Source organism: Streptomyces sp. NPDC048603, from assembly GCF_043199475.1.
Lineage (GTDB): Bacteria > Actinomycetota > Actinomycetes > Streptomycetales > Streptomycetaceae > Streptomyces.
Genome location: NZ_JBICVY010000006.1, coordinates 38787 through 57980, shown reverse-complemented (window position 1 = coordinate 57980; position 19194 = coordinate 38787). Strand labels below are relative to the sequence as shown.

Genomic DNA, 19194 nt, shown 5'->3' with positions numbered 1-19194 from the left:
GCCCGACGTCCATGCTGCTCGAAGTACGCGACCTGCACGTGGAGTTCCGCACCCGGGACGGCATCGCCAAGGCGGTCAACGGGGTCGGCTACGCGGTGGACGTGGGGGAGACCCTCGCCGTCCTCGGCGAGTCCGGCTCCGGCAAGTCGGTGACCGCCCAGGCGGTGATGGGCATCCTGGACTCCCCGCCCGGCAGGATCACCGGCGGCGAGATCCTCTTCAAGGGCAAGGACCTGCTCCGGATGAAGGAGGAGGACCGGCGGCGGATCCGCGGCGCGGAAATGGCGATGATCTTCCAGGACGCCCTGTCGGCCCTCAACCCGGTGCTCTCCGTGGGCAGCCAGCTCGGCGAGATGTTCGAGGTCCACCGGGGCATGTCCCGCAAGGACGCCCGGGCCAGGGCCGTGGAGCTGATGGACCGGGTGCGGATCCCGGCGGCCAGGCAGCGGGTGGGGGACTACCCGCACCAGTTCTCCGGGGGGATGAGACAGCGGATCATGATCGCCATGGCGCTGGCCCTGGAACCCGCGCTGATCATCGCCGACGAACCCACCACCGCGCTCGACGTCACCGTCCAGGCACAGGTCATGGACCTGCTCGCGGAACTCCAGCGCGAGCTCGACATGGGCCTGATCCTGATCACCCACGACCTCGGGGTGGTCGCCGACGTGGCCGACCGGATCGCCGTCATGTACGCCGGCCGGATCGTGGAGGCGGCCGGCGTCCACGAGATCTACAAGGCGCCCGCGCACCCCTACACCCGGGGCCTGCTCGACTCCATCCCCCGGCTGGACCGGAAGGGGCAGGAGCTCTACGCGATCAAGGGCCTGCCGCCCAACCTGCTGGCCATCCCGCCGGGCTGCGCCTTCCACCCGCGCTGCCCGATGGCCCAGGACGTGTGCCGTACGGACGTCCCGCCGCTCCACCCGGTCACCGGATCGCCCGTCCCCCGGTCCAGCGCCTGCCACTTCTGGAAGGAATGCCTCCATGCCCGGCACAGCTGAGGCCATCCTCGAGGTCCGCGGCCTGGTCAAGCACTACCCGCTCACCCGCGGCATCCTCTTCAGGAAGCAGGTGGGCGCGGTCAAGGCGGTCGACGGGGTGGACTTCGCCCTCGCCGCCGGCGAGACCCTCGGCATCGTCGGGGAGTCCGGCTGCGGCAAGTCCACCGTGGCCCGGCTGCTGGTCCACCTGGAACGCCCCACCGCGGGCACGATCCACTACCAGGGCGAGGACATCACCAAGCTGTCCGGCCGGGCCCTCAAGGCGGTCCGCCGCAACATCCAGATGGTGTTCCAGGACCCGTACACCTCCCTCAACCCGAGGATGACGGTCGGCGACATCATCGGCGAGCCCTACGAGATCCACCCCGAGGCGGCACCCAAGGGCGACCGGCGCCGCAGGGTCCGGGAACTCCTCGACCTGGTCGGCCTCAACCCGGAGTACATCAACCGCTATCCGCACCAGTTCTCGGGCGGCCAGCGCCAGCGCATCGGGATCGCCCGGGGCCTGGCCCTCCAGCCGCAGGTCATCGTCGCCGACGAACCGGTGTCCGCCCTGGACGTCTCCGTCCAGGCCCAGGTGGTCAACCTGCTGGAACGCCTCCAGGCCGAGCTCGGACTGGCCTACGTGTTCATCGCGCACGACCTCTCGATCGTCCGGCACATCTCCGACCGGGTGGGGGTGATGTACCTGGGCCGGATCGTCGAGACCGGCACCGACACCGAGATCTACGAGCACCCCACCCACCCCTACACCCAGGCCCTGCTCTCCGCCGTCCCGGTCCCCGACCCGGAGGCGCGCGACCGGAGCGGGGGCCGGGGCGGCGAAGCCGGGGGGCGGATCATCCTCAGCGGCGACGTGCCCTCCCCGGCCGACCCGCCGTCCGGCTGCCCCTTCCGGACCCGTTGCTGGAAGGCACAGGCCCGGTGCGTCACCGAAGTCCCGCTGCTGACGGTCCCCGGGGAGTTCGCCCGCCGGGGCGGTCCCGCCGCGCACCCCTCGTCCTGCCACTTCGCCGCCGAGCGGCAGGTGGTCCCGCCGGCCGCCGGGCCGCCCTCCGCCGGGTGATCCCCGGCGGGCTCCCGGGATTGGCCGAATCCCGCCCCCGAGGCCCTTCCGCGGCCCGCTCGGGCGGCAACTCGCGTTACTCATAGGCAACATGACCGATTCGCCGGCGATACCTGGTCCCGCAATGGTGGGAAACGTACGGTCCGTGCGGGTGCCGTAACCCGGCCGGGGCGGCGTGAAACCGCCCCGGCCGGCATGGCCGTGCACCACTCCATGCGCGGCATGCGCCCCTCATGCTGCCGGAGTTCGACCGGATCCCACGTACGGATAGTTATGATCCATAGCGCATGGTGGGTATGACTCCGTCGTGTGCGCGTACCCGATGTCCGTCCGACGTGGAGGTGAATCGCCGTGGCACTCTCGATCTCGGCGGCGGTGCTGCTGGCTGTCATCGTCTTCCTGCTGGTGAAGAAGTCGGGACTGAAGGCCGGGCACGCCGTCGTCTGTGTGCTGCTGGGCTTCTACCTCGCCAGCTCCTCCATCGCCCCCACCATGAACCAACTCACCAACAGCGTGGCGGGAATGATCAGCGGCCTGAAGCTGTGAGCCCGACGCGGTGAGCGCGTGCGCCCAGGGGGGATCCGCAGGGCACCCCTGGGGACTGTCCGGCTGATCCGCCGGACAGACCCTAGGCTGACCTCATGAACGCTCTCCCAGCCCGGCGTCTGCTCCTCGTGCACGCGCACCCGGACGACGAGTCCATCAACAACGGCGTCACCATGGCCAAGTACGCGGCCGAGGGCGCCCATGTCGCCCTGGTCACCTGCACGCTGGGCGAGGAGGGCGAGGTCATCCCGTCCGGGCTCGCGCACCTGGCGGCCGACCGCGACGACAGCCTGGGGGAGCACCGGGTGGGCGAGCTGGCCGAGGCGATGGCCGAGCTGGGGGTCGCCGACCACCGCTTCCTCGGCGGCCCGGGCCGGTTCCGCGACTCCGGGATGATGGGCGTGGAGCAGAACCACCGGCCCGGCGCCTTCTGGGCGGCCGACGTCGACGAGGCCGCCGCGTACCTCGTGGAGGTGATCCGGTCCCTCCGCCCGCAGGTGCTGGTCACCTACGACCCGGACGGCGGCTACGGCCACCCCGACCACATCCAGGCCCACCGGGTCGCCATGCGGGCCGCCGAGCTGGCCGGGGAGAAGGCGTACCGGCGCGATCTCGGCGAGCCGCACACGATCGCCAAGATCTACTGGAACCGGGTCCCGCGCTCGGTGGTCGAGGAGGGCTTCGAGGGGCTCCGGGCGGCCGGCGCCGAGGCGCCCTTCCCCGGTGTCGCCACCCCCGAGGACGTGCCGGGCGTCGTGGACGACGAGCGGATCACCGCCGAGATCGGCGAGGACGAGGCCGCGGGCGGCACCGCCTACCGGGCCGCCAAGGCGGCCGCGATGCGCGCCCACGCCACCCAGATCGCCGTCGACGGCCCGTTCTTCGCACTCTCCAACAACCTGGCCCAGCCGCTCTTCGGGCGCGAGTACTACGAGTTGGCCGCCGGCCGCTCCGGCGCCCCGGCCGGCACCCGCGAACACGACCTGTTCGCCGGGATCGAGGGAGTCCCGGCATGACCGGCACCTTCACCGCGGGGCGGATCGCGGCCCTGCTGGCCCTGCTGGTGGCGGGCGCGGTCACCGGCACGGCGGGCTGGCTCGTGGTGGACCTGTGGCTCCCGGCGGGGCTGCTGCTGGCCCTGGTGGCGGCGTTCGGGGTGTTCCTGGCGGGCCGGATCGCCACCGGCAGCGGTCTCGGGGTCGGTGCGGCGGCCGCCGGATGGCTCCTCACCTACGTGATGCTCAGCGTGCCGCGTCCGGAAGGGGACTTCCTGATGGGATCGACCGGAATCGGCATGTATGCGTACCTTTTGGGTGGCGCCGCGGCCGCTGTGATGTGTGCCACGATGCGCGGGCCCGTCGACCGACCGGTTTCGGCCGACCGGCCCGGCAGGTGACGTCCCGTTCGGGGTGGTCCCGCCATCAGTCCCCGGAAGGGAACCGGGGGTTGTGGAACGGCGCCCGGCGAGCGTTCCCGGACCCGGCCGGAACCCCGCTTGCTCCGCCCGCCGGTTGCGCCGCGGTGGCGGCCAGTATGGTGTACGGGCCGCCGAGCTGCCCGCGCACGGTATGACGGGCGGCGGAGCCAACCGGGAGAACATGCCTTGAGTCGTGAAACTGACAGTTCGTCCTCCGGGCCCCAGGGGCGCGGTGGAGCCGCTTACCCGTCGGGTACGCCGCCGTACGGATCACGCCAGTACCCGGCGAACGCCCCGGAGGGGGACTCTGTGACTTCCAAGCCGTCTGGTCCTGCCGCCGGCCACGCCGCGGGCGACCCCGACTCCGACGTGCCGAAGACCGAGACCACGCTGACGACCCGGATCCGGATCAACATTCCGGGCTCCCGGCCGATCCCGCCCGTGGTCGTCCGCAAGCCGGTCGGCGAGGGCGACGGCGGGGCCGGCGCCCCGGAAGCCAAGGCCGCCCCGGCCGCCGCCCCGGCACCGGCACCCGCGTCCCCCCGGGCCCTGTCGCCCGGTGGCGAGTCCGCGCCCGCCGCGGAGCAGGGCCCGGCCGCCTCGGAGGGCAGCAACTGGTTCGCCCCGCGCAAGACGGCGCCCGGCGCCGCCGCCCCGGCTGCCCCTGCCGCCCCGGCCGGGCCTGCCGCCCCGGCCGCGCCCCGGCCCGGTCTGCCGACCCGTCCGGGCGGTCCCGGCGTGGGCACGGCCCCGCGCGGCACCGGACCCGGCGCTCCCGCCGGCCCGGCCGGCCCCGGTTCCGGCGCCCCCGGCGGCCGCACCGGTGCTCCCGCAGGCCGCATCGGTGGCCCCGCCCCGGCCCCGGCGGGCTTCGCCGGTCCGGGCAACGCGCCCGGCCAGGGCCCCGGCCAGGCCGGCTCCCCGCTGCCCAACCGCTTCCCGGCCGGCGGCCCGGGTGCCCCCGCGCCGGCCCCGGCACCCGGCGGCCCGGCCGTGCCCGGCCCCGGCGCCACCCCGGCCCACGGAGTCCCCGCGGCCCAGGGGCCCTTCACGCCCCCCGGCCCCGGCGGATCCGGCGTCCCCGGAGGCGGTTTCACGCCCGGGGCCTTCCCCGCTCCCGGTGCTCCCGGCCCCGGCGGCCCCACCGGAGGCCCCGCCTTCGGCGGGATGCCCGTGGCGGGCCCCCCGGCCGGCGATGACCCCGCGGCCCCCCGCTGGCCCGGCCCCGAGGTCGGCAACGGAACCCTGCCGCGCGTGGACAGCCCGGCCGCCGTCGCCGCGGCCTCCATGCCCCGGCCCGCCCCGGTCCCGGTCTTCGACGACCCGGTGCCGTCCCGCCGGCCCACCACGGTCACCGCGGCGCCCGCCGGCAAGCCGGCCAAGAAGGGCCGCTCCAAGCTGGTCCTGGCCGTCGGCGGGATCCTCGTGCTGCTCGGCGTCGCCTACGGCGCCGGACTGCTGCTCAACCACTCCGACGTACCCAAGGGCACCACGGTCCTCGGCGTGGACATCAGCGGCAGCCGCGAAGAGGCCGTCGCCAAGATGCAGACCGCGTTCGGCAACCGGGCCTCCTCGCCGCTCCAGCTGACCGTCGGCGGCAAGCAGGCCGAGCTGAAGCCGGAGAAGGCCGGGCTGTCCCTGGACAGCCAGACCACCGTGCGCAACGCGGCCGGCAGCGACTACAACCCGATCACCGTGATCGGCTCCCTCATCGGCCAGGAGCGCCCGGCCACCCCGGTCATCCCGGTCGACGAGGAGAAGCTGCTGGTCGCCCTCCAGGAACTGGCCGGCAGCTCCGGCAGCGCCACCGAGGGCACCATCAAGTTCGAGCCGAACAAGGTCACCGCGGTCCCCGGCAAGACCGGCGCGAGCCTGGACGTGGACGCCTCCCTCGCGAAGGTGACCGACGCGTACCGGGCCCAGGTCAAGACCGGCAAGGCGGTGCCCGTCGAACTCCCGGTCACCGACAGGGCCCCGACCGTCACCCAGGCCGAACTCGACCGCGCCATGAACGAGTTCGCCAAGCCGGCGATGTCCGCGAACGTCACCGTCAAGGCGGGCGGCAAGTCGATCCCGTTCGGACCGGCCAAGTCCCTTCCCAAGATCCTCAGCATGACCGTGGTGGAGGGGAAGCTGGTCGAGAAGTACGACCTGGAAGCGCTCAAGGAGCTCTACGGGAACACCTTCGACGGAGTCCTGATCACCCGGGGCAACGGCGAGAAGACCGCCGTGACCCCGCAGGACGTCGCGGGTGCGCTGGGCAAGGCGCTCCGCGGCAAGACCGCGGCCGAGCGCGTCGGCGTCATCGAGACCGACCCCAGCTGAGCCCCGGCCCCACCGGAGCGGCCTTCGGAGCCCCCTGCCCGACCCGGGCAGGGGGCTCCGGTGCTCAGTTCAGCAGGGCGCGGGCGGCCCGGGCCTCCGCGCGGACGCGGTCCGCAGCACCCTCGTCCACGGCCTCGACCATGTCCGCGTACGCCTCCAGTTCGGCCGCGCCGGCCTTGAACTCCCCCCGGTCCACGAGCAGCCGGGCCCGCTCGTAGCGGAGCGTCGCGGGGTGCGAGGGCAGCAGCAGCGACAGGTCCAGCGCCCACAGGGCCACCGCGGACTGCTCCGGCCGGGCCGCCGCCCAGGACCGGATGTTGTTCAGGATCCGCAGCACGATGTCCAGGGTGCGGGCCGGCTCGAGCGCCTCCGAGGCCAGTTCCGCCGGCCCCGCGCCCAGTGAGGCCCCGCCGGCGAACGGGTCCACGGTGACCCGCTCCTCCGGATCGCCGAAGCCCACCACGAAGTGCCCCGGCAGGCCCAGCCCGTACACCGGTGCCCCGGCCCTCCGGGCGACCTCCAGCCACACCACCGACAGCAGGATCGGCAGCCCGCGCCGCCGCTGCAGCACCCGGTGCAGCAGGGAGGACGACAGCCGCCCGTAGTCCGCCGGGGTGCCGTGGAAGCCCATCCGTCCGCCCAGCAGCTCCGTCACCGCCGCCGCCCACGCCCGGGGGCTGCGCTGCCCGTACGGGAGCAGCCCCGCCAGCCGGTCCAGCTCGATCTGCGCCTCGTCGACGGCCCGCTCGTCCAGGTCCGGGTCGGCCTCCGCGGCCAGGTAGAGGCAGAGCAGTGACAGGTCGGGGCGCTCGGACCGGGCCTCCTCCGCGAAGGCGTCCCGGAAGCCGCTCACGAGCCCGCCGCCCGGACGTGGTGGTACAGGTGGTGCGTCACGAAGCCCATGCCGTCGTAGAGGCCCCGTGCGCCGCCGTTGCCGGTCTCCACCTGGAGCCAGGCCGCCGAGGCGCCCTCCGCCAGCGCCTGCCGGGCCAGCGCGGCCATCACCGCGGTCGCCAGGCCCTCCCGGCGGTGCTCCGGGGCGACCTCCACCGCGCCGAACCCGGCCCACCGCCCGTCGACCACCAGCCGCCCGATCGCCTTCCCGGGCACGGTCGCGAACCAGACGGAGGGACCGGCCGACAGGACCCTGCGGGCCACGTCCGGGTCGGACACCTTCCCGTAGCGCGCCAGCCACTCCTCGCCGCACTCCCGGGACAGCAGGACCTCCGCCCCCGCACCTGACGCGGCACCTGACACATCCACCGGCTCCACGAGGTCGGCGATCGGCGCCAGCGACGCGATCCGGACCTCCGTGGACACCTCCCGGACCCAGCCGCGCTCCTCGAGGGCCGCGCACAGCGCCTCCTGGGTGTCCGCGGCGCCCGTCGAGGTCTGGACATACGCCGGAAGTCCCCGTTCCGCATACCAGGCCGTCACTCGCGCGAGTGCTTCGTCCAGCGGTATCCCCAGGTCGCCGAGGGGGAGTACGGAGTTCGCCCGCCGGGTGAAACCGGCCGCCGCGCGCAGTGTCCAGCCTCCGAGCGGTTCGCTCTCCAGTGGCTGCCAGGCGCGTGCGCCCGCCCGCGCGAGCTCCTCGAAACCGGCGGCCGGCCCCCGGCGGCGGGCCGGGGCGGGAGGCACGACCTTGCCCGCGACCAGCGAGGATTCCGCGATCCGGACGGTTTCTCCGCTCTTTCGTGTGATCACCAGCACACCGCTGGTCCATGATGTGAGAACGCCGAGCGTGTCCGTGAACGCCGCACCCCGGTCACGAGCAGGCAGAAGGCTTCGCACGGAGACTCGTTTACCCACGTCAGCGGGGGTGATGCGAATCTCCAGCAGTGCTCCACCAGTGATCTCCACAGCTCTCTAGCCCCTCTTGTTCGGTTCGTGGCCGGGATTGGCGATACTAGGTGCGGGCATCGACGACGCCGCGCTCCCGCGCGATATGGACAGCCCTACCGAGGAGGAACAGAGCGTGACCTACGTCATCGCGGAGCCTTGTGTCGACGTCAAGGACAAGGCATGCATCGAAGAGTGCCCCGTCGACTGCATCTACGAGGGCCAGCGGTCCTTGTACATCCACCCGGACGAGTGCGTCGACTGCGGCGCCTGTGAGCCGGTGTGCCCCGTCGAGGCGATCTTCTACGAGGACGACACCCCGGAGGAGTGGAAGGACTACTACAAGGCGAACGTCGAGTTCTTCGACGAGCTCGGTTCGCCCGGTGGTGCCTCCAAGCTCGGTCTGATCGAGCGCGACCACCCCTTCGTCGCGTCGCAGCCGGCGGACATCAACGCCGGGCACTGACACACCATCCCGGTCCTGGCGGCAGTCCTGCCGCCAGGACCGGGCTTGTTTTCCGGAGCCCTCCGGAGCCCTCCGCAGAAAGCGAGCACAGCACCGTGGCCGCAGTATCGTCCCGTCTGCCCGTCTTCCCCTGGGACAAGCTCGAGCCGTACAAGGCGACCGCCGCCGCCCACCCGGACGGCATCGTCGACCTGTCCGTCGGCACCCCCGTCGACCCGGTGCCGGAGCTGATCCGGCAGGCCCTGGTCGACGCCGCCGACTCCCCGGGCTATCCCACGGTGTGGGGGACGCCCGCGCTGCGCGACGCCATCTCCGGCTGGGTGGAGCGGCGCCTGGGCGCCCGCGAGGTCACCCACCACAACGTGCTGCCGGTGGTCGGCTCCAAGGAGCTGGTGGCCTGGCTGCCGACCCAGCTCGGCCTCGGTGCGGGCGACCAGGTCGCCTACCCCCGGCTCGCGTACCCGACGTACGAGGTCGGCGCCCGGCTGTGCGGCGCCGAGCCCGTCGTCTACGACGACCCGGTGGCCGACCTCGACCCGGCCCGGGTCAGGCTGCTGTGGCTCAACTCCCCGTCCAACCCGACCGGCAAGGTGCTCCCGAAGGAGGATCTCCTGCGGATCGTCGGCTGGGCCCGGGAGCACGGGATCCTGGTCTTCAGCGACGAGTGCTACCTGGAGCTGGGCTGGGAGGCCGACCCGGTCTCCGTCCTGCACGAGGACGTCTGCGGCGGCTCCTTCGAGGGCCTGGTCGCCGTGCACTCGCTCTCCAAGCGCTCCAACCTGGCCGGCTACCGCGCCGCGTTCCTGGCGGGCGACGCGGCCGTGCTCGGGGAGCTCCTGCAGATCCGCAAGCACGGCGGCATGATGACCGCCGCGCCGGTGCAGGCGGCCACGGTCGCGGCCCTGGGCGACGACGCGCACGTCCACGAGCAGCGGGAGCGGTACGCCGCCCGGCGGGCCGCCCTGCGGGCCGCGCTGGAGGCGCACGGCTTCCGGATCGAGCACAGCGAGGCCAGCCTCTACCTGTGGGCGACCCGGGACGAGCCGTGCTGGGACACCGTCGCGTACCTCGCGGACCTCGGCATCCTGGTCGCGCCCGGCGACTTCTACGGTGAGGCGGGCGGCAGTCACGTCCGGGTCGCCTTCACCGCGACCGACGAGCGGGTCGAGGCTGCGGTCAAGCGCCTGGGCTGAGCCCGGCGGGGACCCGCCGACAAGCCCGAGGGGGCCCGGAGCGCACGCTCCGGGCCCCCTCCGCGTGCCGTACGGCTTCGGCGCCCGTACGGCGGGACGGACCGGCTCAGGCGCCGAGCGCCGGCAGGGTCTGCGCCGCCGACAGCGCGTCCCCGGCGGGGACGGCGGACAGCGCGTCCCCGGCCGGCACACCGCCGAGCAGCTGCTTGGTCGGCAGGCCGCCGTCCTGGGTGGCGCCGCCGACGAGGCCGGTGGCGGAGTCCAGCGCACCGGCCGAGCCCAGGGCCCCGGCGGAGTCCAGGGCACCGACCGAACCGAGCGCGGGGAGGGCGGCGGCCTCGGCGCCCGCGGCGCTCGCCGATCCGGCCGCCACGACCACGGGGGCTGCTCCGGCCGCGACGAGCAGCGCGGCGCGGGCGATCCGGCGGGTCAGGGGGAGGGACATGTGCGTGCTCCTAGCGTTGGCTTGCCGATTACGCCGTGAACAACTCCTCCAGGGGCGGCGGAGGTTGCGGAACTCCCGGGTAAAGACCTGGCAATGCGTCGTTTTATCGGCTCCGCACCGCGATTCCCCGCCCCGGATAGGTGACTGGCTGAACGGCCGTGCGATCACCATCCTGCCGCTCCGCTACTTCGCCAGGAAGATCCGGACCGTCCGCTCGTCGGTGTTCCGCGGGTCGCCGTCCCCGGACTTCCCGCTCCCGCCGGTCACCTTCCAGGCGCCCTTGTTCTTCCCCGCGACCCACGCCCGGCCCGCGTACGACACCCGCTCGATGCCCAGCTCCGGCGCGTGCGCCACCGCCCAGTGGGCTATCTCCCAGCCGCGCTGCCCGTCACCGGGCACCGCGCCGGAAGCCCCCATGCCGGAGGCCGGCACCAGCGGCACCGACAGCGCGCCGTCCTCCTCCGCGCCGGAGCCCTCCCGGACGCCCTTGCCGAACACCCGCTCCAGCCGCGCGGCCAGCCCGGCCCGGTCACCCGGGGTCCGCGGGGCCGGCCCGCTGCAGGTCAGTGCCGCCGGGGCGCGTCCGGTCAGGGCCGCGGCCAGCAGCACGGCATCGGGCTCGTGCTTGGCGTACGCCTGGGGGAAGCCGCTCTTCTGGACCTTCTGCGCGGCCACCGTCAGCGGCATCCGCGAGTAGCCCGGCACCTTGGCCAGCCGGTCGTAGAAGATCCCCGCCGAGTACACGGGGTCCCTGATCTGCTCCGGCGTGCCCCAGCCCATCGAGGGGCGCTGCTGGAACAGCCCCAGCGAATCCCGGTCGCCGTGGTCGAGGTTGCGCAGTGCGGACTCCTGCATGGCCGTGGCCATGGCGATCGTCACGGCACGCTCGGGCAGCCCCTTGGAGGTGCCGACGGCCGCGATGGTCGCCGCGTGCGCCGCCTGTTCCGGGCTGAGTTCGTAGGACGAACCCTCCGCCGCGGAGGAGCCGTCCGCCGCCCGGACGGTGCAGTGCGGAGCCCCGGCACCACCCGTCGAGTCGTACTGCACCAGGAAATATCCGGCCAGACCGAGCAGCACCAGCGAGCCGGCCACCAGGCGGGCCGGACGGCGGCGGGAGCGCGGTCTTTGCTGATCGTCGGTTGACACGCGGCCCACCGTACTTGAGCCGGACGACACGTCCAGTGTCCGGACGAGACCCCTTGGCCAAAGCTCCTGGAGTTAGGGTGCCTCATGACCGAATCCGAGCTCGACCTCACCCTGGACGCCGCCGAGCTGACCGCCCGGCTCGTCGACATTCCGTCCGTGAGCGGCGACGAGAAGGTCCTCGCCGACGCCGTCGAGGAAGCACTGCGCAAGCTGCCGCACCTCACCGTGGACCGCTACGGCAACAACGTCGTGGCCCGTACGCACCTCGGCCGGACCGAGCGCGTCGTACTGGCCGGACACCTGGACACCGTGCCGATCGCCGACAACGTGCCGTCCCGCCTGGACGAGAACGACGTGCTCTGGGGCTGCGGCACCACCGACATGAAGTCCGGGGTCGCCGTCCAGCTCCGCATCGCGGCCACCGTGCCGGAGCCGAACCGCGACCTGACATTCGTCTTCTACGACCAGGAAGAGGTCGCCGCGGACCTCAACGGCCTCGGCAAGGTCGCCGAGGCCCACCCCGACTGGCTGGCCGGAGACTTCGCGGTCCTGCTCGAACCGTCCGACGCGGAGGTCGAGGGCGGCTGCCAGGGCACCCTGCGGGTGCTGCTCCGCACCTCCGGCGAGCGCGCCCACTCCGCCCGCAGCTGGATGGGCTCCAACGCCATCCACACGGCCGCGCCGATCCTCGCCACGCTGGCCGCCTACGAGCCGCGCAAGCCCGTCATCGACGGCCTGGAGTACCACGAGGGCCTGAACGCGGTCCGCATCGAGGGCGGCGTCGCCAACAACGTGATCCCCGACTCCTGCACCGTGACCGTGAACTTCCGCTACGCCCCGGACCGCAGCGAGGAGGAGGCGCTGGCGCACGTGAAGGAGGTCTTCGCGCACTGCGCGGTCGAGGAGTTCGTCGTCGACGACTCCTCCGGCGGCGCCCTGCCCGGCCTGTCCCACCCGGCCGCGGCGGCCTTCATGGAGGCGGTCGGCGGCCGCGCCATGCCGAAGTTCGGCTGGACGGACGTCTCCCGCTTCAGCGCCCTCGGCGTGCCCGCGGTGAACTACGGCCCCGGCGACGCCCTCCTCGCCCACAAGGTCGACGAGCGGGTCGAGACCAAGGCGATCCTCCACTGCGAGGAACGACTCCGTGCCTGGTTGACGGACTGAATTCCGCTCCCGGCCACCTTCGTGCGCCTACCCTTGCCGGACGATCGTCAGGAGGGAGCACGCTATGGCCAACCCTGAAAGCGGCCGCCGGAAGCCGGAGGAGCAGCAGCTCGGACCGGTGCTGCGGAGGCGGGGGCAGGTGCAGGCGGGCAGTACGACCGATCAGCGGTTGCTGGACTCGGCAGGGCCGACGGAGTGGGTCCACACCGATCCCTGGCGGGTGCTGCGCATCCAGTCCGAGTTCATCGAGGGCTTCGGGACGCTGGCGGAGCTGCCGCCGGCGATCAGCGTGTTCGGCTCGGCCCGTACTCCGGCGGACTCGCCGGAGTACGAGGCCGGCGTACGGATCGGCCGGGCCCTGGTCGACGCCGGCTTCGCGGTGATCACCGGCGGCGGGCCGGGCGCGATGGAGGCGGCCAACAAGGGCGCCCGGGAGGCCAACGGGATCTCCGTGGGCCTCGGCATCGAGCTGCCCTTCGAGCAGGGCCTGAACGCGCACGTCGACCTGGGGCTGAACTTCCGGTACTTCTTCGTCCGGAAGACCATGTTCGTCAAGTACTCGCAGGGCTTCGTGGTCCTGCCGGGCGGCCTCGGCACGCTGGACGAGCTGTTCGAGGCGCTGACCCTGGTCCAGACCCAGAAGATCACCCGGTTCCCGATCGTGCTCTTCGGCACCGAGTACTGGCAGGGCCTGGTCGACTGGCTGAAGAACACGGTGGTGGCGCAGGGCAAGGCCTCACCGCACGACCTGTTCCTGTTCCACGTCACCGACGACGTGGACGAGGCCATCGCGCTGGTCACCAAGGAAGTCGCGAAGTAGCCCCGTCCGACCGGCCCGCCCGCGGCGGTCCGCCGGCGGGCCCGTCGGACGGGCCCCGTCAGGCGAGCCCCCGGCGGGCGACCGCCGGGGGGCGCAGGCCCTGGATGGAGCGGACCATGTCCAGCACCTGCCGGGTCTCCGCGACCTCGTGGACGCGGTAGACCTGGGCGCCCAGCCAGGCCGAGACGGCGGTGGTCGCCAGGGTGCCGAGGAGACGCTCCTTGACCGGCATGTCCAGGGTCTCGCCGACGAAGTCCTTGTTGGACAGGGACACCAGGACCGGCCAGCCGGTCTCCGTCATCTCGCCCAGCCGGCGCGTGGCCTCCAGCGAGTGCCGGGTGTTCTTCCCGAAGTCGTGCCCCGGGTCGATCATGATCGCGTCGCGGCGGACGCCGAGTGCGGCCGCGCGCTCGGCGAGCCCCACGGTGACCTGGAGGATGTCCGCCATCACGTCCGCGTACTCGGTCCGGTGCGGCCGGGTCCGGGGCTCGACCCCGCCGGCGTGGGTGCAGACCAGCCCCACGTCGTACCGGGCGGCGACCTCGGCCAGCTTGGGGTCTACCCCGCCCCAGGCGTCGTTGAGCAGATCGGCCCCGGCCTCGCAGACCGCCGCGCCGACCTCGTGCCGCCAGGTGTCCACGCTGATCACCACGTCGGGGTGGCGACGGCGCACCTCGGCCACGAAGCCGACGGTGCGGCGGGCCTCCTCGGCCGCGTCCACGTGCTCGCCCGGACCCGCCTTGACCCCGCCGATGTCGATGATCGCGGCACCCTCGGCCACCGCCTGCTCGACCCGGTCCAGGGCCGGCTCGTCACGGAAGGTGGCGCCCTGGTCGTAGAAGGAGTCCGGGGTCCGGTTCACGATGGCCATGATCACCGGCTCGTGGGTGTCGAACTCACGCCTGCCCAGTCGCAGCATCCCCTGTTTCCTCCTTTGACGGTCCGCCTGCGACCTTAACCGCCGCGGGTCCGTGCGACGATCGAGACCCCTGAGGTGTCGTCGTCGGCCGTAATCGGCAAAGGGAGTGATCGTGTTCTGGTTCCTGCTGATCGCGCTCGTGGTGGTCGTCGCAGCGGTCACCCTCGCGGTGATCGGGGGCGGTGAGGAGGCGGTGCTGCCCGAGGTGGCACCCGAGCAGGTCGTGGACGGTCTGCCCGAGCACCGGGCCGTCCTGCGCGCCGACGTGGACGCCCTGCGGCTGCCGGTCGCCCCGCGCGGCTACCGGATGGCCGAGGTGGACGAGGCGCTGGCCCGGCTCGGTGCCGAGCTGGAGGCGCGGGACGCGCGGATCGCCGCGCTGGAGGCCGCGGCGGCCCGCCCGCTCCTCTCCAAGGGGGACGAGTGACCGTACCGGCCGTCCTCGCCGCCCCGGGGCCGGACGGGGCACTGCGCTGCCCGTGGGCCCTGGCCACCGAGGACTACATCGCCTACCACGACGAGGAGTGGGGGCGCCCGGTCCACGGGGACGACGCGTTGTACGAACGGCTCTGCCTGGAGGCGTTCCAGTCGGGGCTGTCCTGGCTGACGATCCTGCGGCGGCGGGAGGGCTTCCGGGCCGCCTTCGCGGGCTTCGAGATCGCCGCGGTCGCGGAGTTCGGCGAGCGCGACGCGGAACGGCTGCTGGCGGACGAGGCGATCATCCGCAACCGCATGAAGATCGAGGCGACCCTGGCCAACGCGAAGGTGCTGGCCGGCTGGGAGCCCGGGGAGCTGGACCGGCTGATCTGGTCGCACGCTCCGGCGGAGCCGGCCCCGGCACCGCACAGCACCTCGGAGGTGCCGGCGGTGACCGCGGAGTCCACGGCGCTGGCGAAGGCCCTGAAGAAGGCCGGCCTGCGTTTCGTCGGCCCGACCACGGCCTACGCCCTGATGCAGGCCTGCGGCCTGGTCAACGACCACCTCTCCGCCTGCGCCTCCCGCACCCGCGGCTGACCGCGACCGCCCCGCGGGCCCGGGAGGCGGCCACGGCCGGTCGGCCGACCGGGGCCTGTCCGGCGGATCAGGGTCGGACAGGCCTTAGCGGCCCAGGTACTTCGGGGCTTCCTTCGCCAGGAAGGCGGCCACCGCGATGGAGTGGTCCTCGGAGGCCCCGGCCAGGGTCTGCAGGGCGTCCTCCTTCTCCAGGCTGTCGGACAGGGAGTGCGAGGCCCCGAAGGCCAGCGAGGCCTTGATCGCCGCGTACGCGACCGTCGGGCCGTCGGCCAGCGTCCGGGCCACCGCGGCCGCCTCCGCGGCCAGGGAGTCGGCCGGGACCACCCGGTTGGCGATGCCGAGCTCGTACGCCTCCTGCGCCTTCAGCGAGCGCGGGAACAGCAGCAGGTCGGACGCCCGGGAGGCGCCGATCAGCCGGGGCAGGGTCCAGGACACGCCGGAGTCCGCGGTGAGCGCCACCCCGGCGAAGGAGGTGTTGAAGGAAGCGGTGTCGGCGACCACGCGGAAGTCCGCGGCCAGCGCGAACCCGAAGCCGGCGCCCGCCGCCACGCCGTTCACGCCCGCCACCACCGGCTTCGGCATCGAGGTGAGGGCCCGGATGATCGGGTTGTAGTGCTCGGCGACCGTGTTCATGGTCAGCGAGGTGCCGGACTCGCGGTCCGACAGCAGGTTCCCGACGTGCTCCTTGAGGTCCTGGCCCACGCAGAAGGCGCGGCCGCCGGCCGCGGTCAGCAGGACCGCCCGGACCGCGGTGTCCTCGGCCGCCGCCTCGACCGCGTCCCGCAGGGCGACCTTCGCCTCGGTGTTCATCGCGTTCATCGCGTCCGGGCGGTTGATCGTGATCGTCGCGAGTCCGTCGGTCACTTCGTAGAGCACGCTGTCGGCCATGGTGCGGGGTTCCCCCTTCGTCGCGGGTGTCGTCTCCGGTCAGCATGGCGGAACCTCCGGTGCCCCGGCATGCCACTTCGTGTGATGTGCATCAAAGATCAGGGCGCCCCTGCCCCGGTGGCGGGGGCGAAGTATCGCAGGCGGATCCCCGAAATGAGTGGTTTTGGAAGAGCGCGTTGCGCAAGCGTTCCCGGCTGATGTTGGTCATCGGGTCCTGACATGCGGGATAATGGCCGGGAAGCAATGTGTTCGATGCCGGGTACTAGGCGCCTGAATGGGGCCGTCGGCTGACGATGAGCTGGTTTCAGGAAGGGGAACGAGCATGGCGGCCATGAAGCCGCGGACGGGTGACGGCCCGCTCGAGGTGACCAAGGAGGGGCGGGGCATCGTCATGCGCGTACCGCTCGAAGGCGGCGGTCGGCTCGTGGTCGAGCTGACCCCGGACGAGGCCGACGCCCTCGGCGACGCCCTGAAGAAGGTCGTCGGCTGAAGCGCCGGCACCCTTTGAATTTCGCACACTGCCCCGGTCGCCCCGCGCGACCGGGGCAGTGCTGTGTCCGGTCCGCCCGGCGCGTCACCGCCGTGTGGGCCGCGGCGTGTCCCGCGCGCCCGATCAGCCACTCCGGCGCTTTCCGCCCCGGCCGGGTCCGCCGTAGGACGGCGTCAGCGCCGTACGGCGCAGAGCAGGCCGTCGCCCACCGGCAGCAGCGCGGCCTCCAGGGCCGGGCTCTCGCGTACCGCGCGCAGCAGTTCGCGGACCCGGAGCACCTCGGCGGGCTGGGCGGCCGAGTCGACCGTACGGCCGTCGGAGAAGACCCCCTCGAAGCACACCAGCCCCCCGGGGCGCAGCAGGCGCAACGATTCAGCTAGGTAGTCCATGGACTCGAACGGGTCGCCGTCGCAGAACACGAGGTCGTACCCGCCGTCCGCGAGGCGGGGCAGGACGTCCAGCGCCCGGCCGGGGATGAACCGGGCCCGGTTGCCCGCGAAGCCGGCCGCCCGGAACGCCTGCCGGGCGAACGCCTGCCGGTCGGGCTCGGGGTCCACGGTGGTGAGCACGCCGTCGGGACGCATGCCGTGCAGCAGGTGGATGCCGGAGACCCCGGTTCCGGTGCCGATCTCGGCGACGGCCTTGGCGTCGGCGGCGGCGGCGAGCAGGCGCAGCGCGGCCCCGGTGCCGGGGGAGACGGAGCGCAGGCCCGCCTCCCTCGCCCGGTCGCGGGCCCACCGCAGAGCGTCGTCCTCGGCGACAAACGCGTCGGCGAACGCCCAGCTCGTCTGCCGGTTGCCGGTAATGACCCTCTCCTGTCCCCTTAGTTGGCGCAACGGTGACTGTATCCGCTGGTGGTGGGAACCCGCAGATGGGACCGGGCGTTGAGGGGGGAGAGGGGGTATTCGTCCCCCGGCCCGTGCAAAGTTCGGGCAAAAACACTTATCCCGAGCTGACGGAGGGGGTGGCTATGGTAGGGGCTCCACTGGACACCACCAGAGCCGATAGGGGAGGTGCGGCTGCGCCTGTGGATCGTGGAGGCGTGTTCAGACGCCTCTTCTGGTCGGCGGGTGAGCCGAAATCCGTGACCGACAATGCTGACCGCTTCCACTCCGCCGCCGCCGCAACCACCGCGAGCTTCGCCGATGCGGGCTCCCAGGCGTGGACCCCTCCCTCATGGGAGGAGATCGTCAGCACGCACAGCGCACGCGTCTACCGCCTCGCCTACCGGCTGACGGGAAACCAGCACGACGCCGAGGACCTCACCCAGGAGGTCTTCGTCCGGGTCTTCCGTTCCCTCTCCACCTACACGCCGGGCACCTTCGAGGGCTGGCTGCACCGGATCACCACGAACCTCTTCCTCGACATGGTCCGCCGCAAGCAGCGGATCCGCTTCGACGCGCTCGCCGACGACGCCGCGGAGCGGCTGCCCAGCCGCGAGCCGTCCCCGCAGCAGGTGCTGCACGACACGCACTTCGACGCCGACGTCCAGCAGGCGCTGGACACCCTCGCGCCCGAGTTCCGCGCCGCCGTGGTGCTCTGCGACATCGAGGGCCTGTCGTACGAGGAGATCGCCGCCACCCTCGGCGTGAAGCTCGGTACGGTCCGCAGCCGGATCCACCGCGGCCGCTCCCACCTGCGCAAGGCGCTCAAGCACCGTTCCCCCGAGGCCCGGGCGGAGCAGCGTGCGCTGGCCGGGGTCGGCGGGACCGGTGTCCTCGGCCGGTTCGGGGGAGGAGGCGGGACCGAGTGACCGGAGCCAGTCCCTCGCCGTCACCGGCGGAAGCGCACCTCGGCGACCGGCTCGCCGCGCTGGTGGACGGTGAGCTGAGCCATGACGCGCGCGAGCGGGTGCTCGCGCACCTGGCGACCTGTGCCCGCTGCAAGGCCGAGGCGGACGCGCAGCGACGCCTGAAGGCCCTGTTCGTGGAGACCGCGCCGCCGCCACCGCCGGCCGCCCTGCTGGCACGTCTGCAGGGCCTGCCCGGACAGCCCGCGGGGCCGGGCGGACCGGGCATGCCGGGCGCGGACCCTTTCGCGTTCGCGCTGCCGGCCGCGCCGCCCGCGTCGCGGCCGCGGCAGGGTTTCCCGATCCATGAGGTGGGGGCACGCCCCCGCCGCAGGTTCGCCTTCGTCGCCGCCGGCGCCGTCTCCCTCGCGGCCATCGCGCTCGGCGGGTCCCTGCCGATCGAGACCCGTGTCGAGCCGAACGCGCGCGGGGAGGGCGGAACGAGCGTCACCCCGTCGAGCCGGCCGGCGATGACGGGCGGGGTGCTCCCCATGTCCGGCGGAGCCGTCGTGACGGCGGACATGGCCCTGCACGGCCGCGCCCCCAGCCCCGCCGCGGCCGGCCCCGCCCTGGCCACGGCCTGGAGCCCGGCGGCCCGGCCCGGCCCCCTCCCACCGTCCCCGACCGCGTACCCGGCCCGCCTCGGCCGCTGACCCGACC

Annotated in this window: 22 protein-coding genes; 15 read left to right on the top strand and 7 right to left on the bottom strand. The window is 73.2% G+C overall.

Features of this window, described 5'->3' with window-relative positions:
• Window positions 1–11 precede the first annotated feature (11 nt).
• The 6 genes from ACGFQ9_RS15845 to ACGFQ9_RS15820 all read left to right on the top strand — a co-directional run bounded on the left by ACGFQ9_RS15845 (window position 12) and on the right by ACGFQ9_RS15820 (window position 6358).
• The gene (locus ACGFQ9_RS15845) at window positions 12–1004 is read left to right on the top strand and encodes an ABC transporter ATP-binding protein (protein ID WP_393574365.1); all 993 of its coding nucleotides are present in this window, start codon (window positions 12–14) and stop codon (window positions 1002–1004) included.
• Window positions 988–2070 carry an ABC transporter ATP-binding protein gene (locus tag ACGFQ9_RS15840; protein WP_393574364.1) on the top strand — a complete coding sequence of 361 codons (1083 nt, stop codon included), beginning with the start codon at window positions 988–990 and terminating at the stop codon, window positions 2068–2070. The genes ACGFQ9_RS15845 and ACGFQ9_RS15840 overlap by 17 nt, the downstream gene beginning before the upstream one ends.
• Before the next feature lie 351 nt (window positions 2071–2421).
• Window positions 2422–2616: a hypothetical protein gene (locus ACGFQ9_RS15835; protein WP_365113985.1), complete on the top strand. Its 195-nt coding sequence runs from the start codon at window positions 2422–2424 to the stop codon at window positions 2614–2616.
• Between the two features lie 95 nt (window positions 2617–2711).
• A complete protein-coding gene (gene mshB, locus ACGFQ9_RS15830) occupies window positions 2712–3632 on the top strand; it encodes an N-acetyl-1-D-myo-inositol-2-amino-2-deoxy-alpha-D-glucopyranoside deacetylase (protein ID WP_393574363.1) in 921 nt (306 codons plus the stop codon).
• Window positions 3629–4012, top strand: a complete 384-nt coding sequence (locus ACGFQ9_RS15825; protein WP_393574362.1) for a DUF6113 family protein — start codon at window positions 3629–3631, stop codon at window positions 4010–4012. Before mshB ends, ACGFQ9_RS15825 begins: the two co-directional genes overlap by 4 nt.
• Window positions 4013–4342: 330 nt before the next feature.
• Window positions 4343–6358 (top strand): peptidoglycan binding domain-containing protein, encoded by a 2016-nt coding sequence (locus ACGFQ9_RS15820; RefSeq protein WP_393574361.1) that lies wholly within the window; start codon window positions 4343–4345, stop codon window positions 6356–6358.
• Between the two features lie 64 nt (window positions 6359–6422).
• Here the strand turns inward: ACGFQ9_RS15820 and ACGFQ9_RS15815 are convergent, their stop codons facing one another.
• Together ACGFQ9_RS15815 and ACGFQ9_RS15810 are read right to left on the bottom strand one after the other, a co-directional pair.
• The gene (locus ACGFQ9_RS15815; RefSeq protein WP_393574360.1) at window positions 6423–7211 is read right to left on the bottom strand and encodes a tetratricopeptide repeat protein; all 789 of its coding nucleotides are present in this window, start codon (window positions 7209–7211) and stop codon (window positions 6423–6425) included.
• The gene (locus tag ACGFQ9_RS15810) at window positions 7208–8221 is read right to left on the bottom strand and encodes a GNAT family N-acetyltransferase (protein WP_393574359.1); all 1014 of its coding nucleotides are present in this window, start codon (window positions 8219–8221) and stop codon (window positions 7208–7210) included. The genes ACGFQ9_RS15815 and ACGFQ9_RS15810 overlap by 4 nt, the downstream gene beginning before the upstream one ends.
• A 115-nt stretch (window positions 8222–8336) precedes the next feature.
• Between ACGFQ9_RS15810 and fdxA the strand changes: the two genes are divergently transcribed.
• Window positions 8337–8666, top strand: coding sequence for a ferredoxin (gene fdxA / locus ACGFQ9_RS15805; protein ID WP_393574358.1), 330 nt, complete (start codon window positions 8337–8339; stop codon window positions 8664–8666).
• A 95-nt stretch (window positions 8667–8761) separates the two neighbouring features.
• A complete protein-coding gene (dapC, locus tag ACGFQ9_RS15800; RefSeq protein WP_393574357.1) occupies window positions 8762–9859 on the top strand; it encodes a succinyldiaminopimelate transaminase in 1098 nt (365 codons plus the stop codon).
• Between the two features lie 106 nt (window positions 9860–9965).
• Here the strand turns inward: dapC and ACGFQ9_RS15795 are convergent, their stop codons facing one another.
• A complete protein-coding gene (locus ACGFQ9_RS15795) occupies window positions 9966–10304 on the bottom strand; it encodes an ATP-binding protein (protein ID WP_393574356.1) in 339 nt (112 codons plus the stop codon).
• 183 nt (window positions 10305–10487) lie between these two features.
• On the bottom strand, window positions 10488–11450 hold the full coding sequence (locus tag ACGFQ9_RS15790; protein WP_393574355.1) for a hypothetical protein: 963 nt from the start codon (window positions 11448–11450) through the stop codon (window positions 10488–10490).
• A gap of 84 nt (window positions 11451–11534) precedes the next feature.
• Here ACGFQ9_RS15790 and dapE point away from each other — a divergent pair, with 84 nt between their 5' ends.
• Both dapE and ACGFQ9_RS15780 read left to right on the top strand, forming a co-directional pair.
• Window positions 11535–12614, top strand: a complete 1080-nt coding sequence (gene dapE / locus ACGFQ9_RS15785; RefSeq protein ID WP_393574354.1) for a succinyl-diaminopimelate desuccinylase — start codon at window positions 11535–11537, stop codon at window positions 12612–12614.
• Window positions 12615–12678: 64 nt separating this feature from the next.
• Entirely contained in the window at window positions 12679–13434 is a 756-nt protein-coding gene (locus ACGFQ9_RS15780; RefSeq protein WP_393574353.1) for a TIGR00730 family Rossman fold protein, read from the top strand.
• Window positions 13435–13492: 58 nt separating this feature from the next.
• Here the strand turns inward: ACGFQ9_RS15780 and folP are convergent, their stop codons facing one another.
• Complete coding sequence (folP, locus tag ACGFQ9_RS15775; protein ID WP_393574352.1) at window positions 13493–14353, bottom strand: dihydropteroate synthase; 861 nt, start codon at window positions 14351–14353, stop codon at window positions 13493–13495.
• Between the two features lie 112 nt (window positions 14354–14465).
• On the opposite strand from folP, the gene ACGFQ9_RS15770 reads away from it, so the two are divergent.
• Together ACGFQ9_RS15770 and ACGFQ9_RS15765 are read left to right on the top strand one after the other, a co-directional pair.
• Window positions 14466–14780: a DivIVA domain-containing protein gene (locus ACGFQ9_RS15770; protein WP_393574351.1), complete on the top strand. Its 315-nt coding sequence runs from the start codon at window positions 14466–14468 to the stop codon at window positions 14778–14780.
• Entirely contained in the window at window positions 14777–15367 is a 591-nt protein-coding gene (locus ACGFQ9_RS15765; RefSeq protein WP_393574350.1) for a DNA-3-methyladenine glycosylase I, read from the top strand. Before ACGFQ9_RS15770 ends, ACGFQ9_RS15765 begins: the two co-directional genes overlap by 4 nt.
• Window positions 15368–15451: 84 nt before the next feature.
• Here the strand turns inward: ACGFQ9_RS15765 and ACGFQ9_RS15760 are convergent, their stop codons facing one another.
• Entirely contained in the window at window positions 15452–16255 is an 804-nt protein-coding gene (locus tag ACGFQ9_RS15760) for an enoyl-CoA hydratase/isomerase family protein (protein WP_393574349.1), read from the bottom strand.
• 322 nt (window positions 16256–16577) lie between these two features.
• Here ACGFQ9_RS15760 and ACGFQ9_RS15755 point away from each other — a divergent pair, with 322 nt between their 5' ends.
• Window positions 16578–16745, top strand: a complete 168-nt coding sequence (locus tag ACGFQ9_RS15755; RefSeq protein ID WP_003966491.1) for a DUF3117 domain-containing protein — start codon at window positions 16578–16580, stop codon at window positions 16743–16745.
• A 173-nt stretch (window positions 16746–16918) separates the two neighbouring features.
• Here the strand turns inward: ACGFQ9_RS15755 and ACGFQ9_RS15750 are convergent, their stop codons facing one another.
• Window positions 16919–17581, bottom strand: a complete 663-nt coding sequence (locus ACGFQ9_RS15750) for an O-methyltransferase (RefSeq protein ID WP_393574348.1) — start codon at window positions 17579–17581, stop codon at window positions 16919–16921.
• Between the two features lie 134 nt (window positions 17582–17715).
• Between ACGFQ9_RS15750 and sigE the strand changes: the two genes are divergently transcribed.
• Together sigE and ACGFQ9_RS15740 are read left to right on the top strand one after the other, a co-directional pair.
• On the top strand, window positions 17716–18498 hold the full coding sequence (sigE, locus tag ACGFQ9_RS15745; RefSeq protein ID WP_393574347.1) for an RNA polymerase sigma factor SigE: 783 nt from the start codon (window positions 17716–17718) through the stop codon (window positions 18496–18498).
• Window positions 18495–19187, top strand: a complete 693-nt coding sequence (locus tag ACGFQ9_RS15740) for an anti-sigma factor family protein (RefSeq protein WP_393574346.1) — start codon at window positions 18495–18497, stop codon at window positions 19185–19187. Before sigE ends, ACGFQ9_RS15740 begins: the two co-directional genes overlap by 4 nt.
• The last annotated feature ends 7 nt before the right edge of the window (window positions 19188–19194 follow it).

Excerpts from the sequence above, each read along its gene's own strand:
- ACGFQ9_RS15755 (WP_003966491.1), top strand. The coding sequence starts at position 16,578 with ATGGCGGCCATGAAGCCGCGGACGGGTGACGGCCCGCTCGAGGTGACC.
- ACGFQ9_RS15845 (WP_393574365.1), top strand. The coding sequence starts at position 12 with ATGCTGCTCGAAGTACGCGACCTGCACGTGGAGTTCCGCACCCGGGAC.
- dapE (WP_393574354.1), top strand. The coding sequence starts at position 11,535 with ATGACCGAATCCGAGCTCGACCTCACCCTGGACGCCGCCGAGCTGACC.
- ACGFQ9_RS15795 (WP_393574356.1), bottom strand. The coding sequence starts at position 10,304 with ATGTCCCTCCCCCTGACCCGCCGGATCGCCCGCGCCGCGCTGCTCGTC.
- ACGFQ9_RS15825 (WP_393574362.1), top strand. The coding sequence starts at position 3,629 with ATGACCGGCACCTTCACCGCGGGGCGGATCGCGGCCCTGCTGGCCCTG.
- ACGFQ9_RS15780 (WP_393574353.1), top strand. The coding sequence starts at position 12,679 with ATGGCCAACCCTGAAAGCGGCCGCCGGAAGCCGGAGGAGCAGCAGCTC.
- folP (WP_393574352.1), bottom strand. The coding sequence starts at position 14,353 with ATGCTGCGACTGGGCAGGCGTGAGTTCGACACCCACGAGCCGGTGATC.
- sigE (WP_393574347.1), top strand. The coding sequence starts at position 17,716 with ATGGTAGGGGCTCCACTGGACACCACCAGAGCCGATAGGGGAGGTGCG.
- ACGFQ9_RS15840 (WP_393574364.1), top strand. The coding sequence starts at position 988 with ATGCCCGGCACAGCTGAGGCCATCCTCGAGGTCCGCGGCCTGGTCAAG.
- ACGFQ9_RS15760 (WP_393574349.1), bottom strand. The coding sequence starts at position 16,255 with ATGGCCGACAGCGTGCTCTACGAAGTGACCGACGGACTCGCGACGATC.
- mshB (WP_393574363.1), top strand. The coding sequence starts at position 2,712 with ATGAACGCTCTCCCAGCCCGGCGTCTGCTCCTCGTGCACGCGCACCCG.